The organism is Pseudomonas avellanae BPIC 631 (genome assembly GCF_000444135.1).
GTDB classification, from domain to species: domain Bacteria; phylum Pseudomonadota; class Gammaproteobacteria; order Pseudomonadales; family Pseudomonadaceae; genus Aquipseudomonas; species Aquipseudomonas avellanae.
Map to the genome: position 1 here is coordinate 1 of NZ_ATDK01000025.1, position 1,770 is coordinate 1,770.

Annotated in this window: 1 protein-coding gene and 1 pseudogene; both read right to left on the reverse strand. The window is 51.9% G+C overall.

What is annotated here, in order from left to right:
• Positions 1–571: 571 nt before the first annotated feature.
• The gene (gene xopO / locus DW49_RS0100905; RefSeq protein WP_005622107.1) at positions 572–1,237 is read right to left on the reverse strand and encodes a XopO/AvrRps4 family type III secretion system effector; all 666 of its coding nucleotides are present in this window, start codon (positions 1,235–1,237) and stop codon (positions 572–574) included.
• A 256-nt stretch (positions 1,238–1,493) separates the two neighbouring features.
• Positions 1,494–1,770, reverse strand: a pseudogene (locus DW49_RS0100910) (relaxase); the annotation flags it as partial.

The window sequence follows — 1,770 nt, forward strand, 5'->3', positions numbered from 1 at the left end:
CACATTAGCTGCAACTGAACCAGCACCGGTTAGCACGTCCAGCAAACGAGGGTTTTTTGGACAAAAAACGCGCTCTAGGCGCAGGCATGGTAGGGCTGGGGTTACCGAGTCCAGCAAGTCTGTACATATTTCAATGTCCAGAAAAGGCGTATTACCATGAGTTTCTGCACGCACAATCAGTTGCAAAAAGCGTGAGCCGAGCAACCTGCAATTTGAGCAGGTCGCAAATATCGTGAGCTGGGATGCAGTTAATCTGTGCCAACTGCACCGGATACACGCAAATAATCTGAGCCGAAAAAGGCGCTGATTGCGAGCACGCGTGTTTTCAAACGCGAGCCGCTACAGCTAGCTTTCTTGCCGGTAGCCGTATCGTCCTGCCAGTGCGCAAGTGATGCAGGTCAATAACCCCGGTAGCGAAGTGTCGTCGAATTATTAATAGCGTCTTCTTGATGCATAGGCATTTTGAAAAACCTATGCATCAAAAGACAGCGCCCTACCCGAGGATATTTAAAATGCAACTTGCCTTGGGCTTACATATTCGCTTGAGGCAAGGGCTATGATGTGTTTAAGGTTATTGGTTGATTCTGCGGTCTTCGTTTCCGAGTACCGCAAAGCGTCTCTGTAGCTCAGCAAGGTCAGACCGTGCTTGGCGCAGCTGTTGTGAAGTATTGGCTATTTCGGCTGGGTTGGCCTCATCTATAGCGTCTTGAAGCTCGTCCGTGAGATTGTTAACCATGAGTTGCTTATTTTCGATTTCTTGCCTCAATGCAGCACCAGCTCCACGTGGGCAGACTTGTACTTCGCGTGACGATGAGCCAATTTGATAGACTCGTTTACCTCCGCCCAATAGGGATTTGGGTGTAAATGGGATTTCTAGCCCGCCAGCCGCAGGTTTGAAGTCTCGTTGTTGGAGCTTGTTGAGAGCGTTCAGGTGAGGGCTATTGGAAGGGCCCGCTTGAGTGTTAATGTCTAGGCGTTGAGCATCAAAAGATTTAGCTAATAGCGCGTTCTGCCGGTACTGGTAAGATGAACTCTCACACAATTGGCGCAGTCGCTGTGCCTGCATGCTTAATACCGCCCCCGGCTTTTTTTGCCCCTCTGACGCCTGGGCGACAGCGGTTGTGGTGCCAGGTGGAGAGGAGTTGGTGGGGGCTGAGGAAACGCGGTTTTGCGCTTCCTCTGCAGGGGCCGAGTAACTGAAGCTGGAGTTTACTGAACTGGTTGAAATTCGATTCATGGGGAAGCCTCTTTGTCAAAGAATTTAATGCGCATGAGCAGGCATGCGTTACTCATTTTTACCCTTATGGAAAGGAAGGAAATCTTAGTGGCTTCGCACCTGCCGACAGTTCCTAATCTTCGGGGAAATATTCTGGCAATCGGTTGAAATTCGCCCACATGTAGAGTGGCATTAAGCGTGCTATCAGTACCGTCCCCCTTATACGAATAGTTTCTGGGAACCACCTCCAGGCAAGGAGGTGGTTTACCCAGACGGCTCAGTCCATGCTCATGCCGTCTTCTTCATCCGGCGATGACAGCTCCGGTGTGCCTGCTGCGGCGGCCTGCCCCTTGGGCGTGGTCTCTGCCACTTCCCGCTCAGGCGCGGTCGGCTGCGCAGACCATTCGCGGCGGTTGACCGTTTTGTCCGTCACAGTGCCATCCTCTTCAATGACCTGCACCACGACAGGCCGGGTACCCAGGTCTTCTAAACGCACCTGGTCGCCTTGTTTCAGATTCGAATCCTTCATGGCATTTTCCAACCCTACGCCCCAC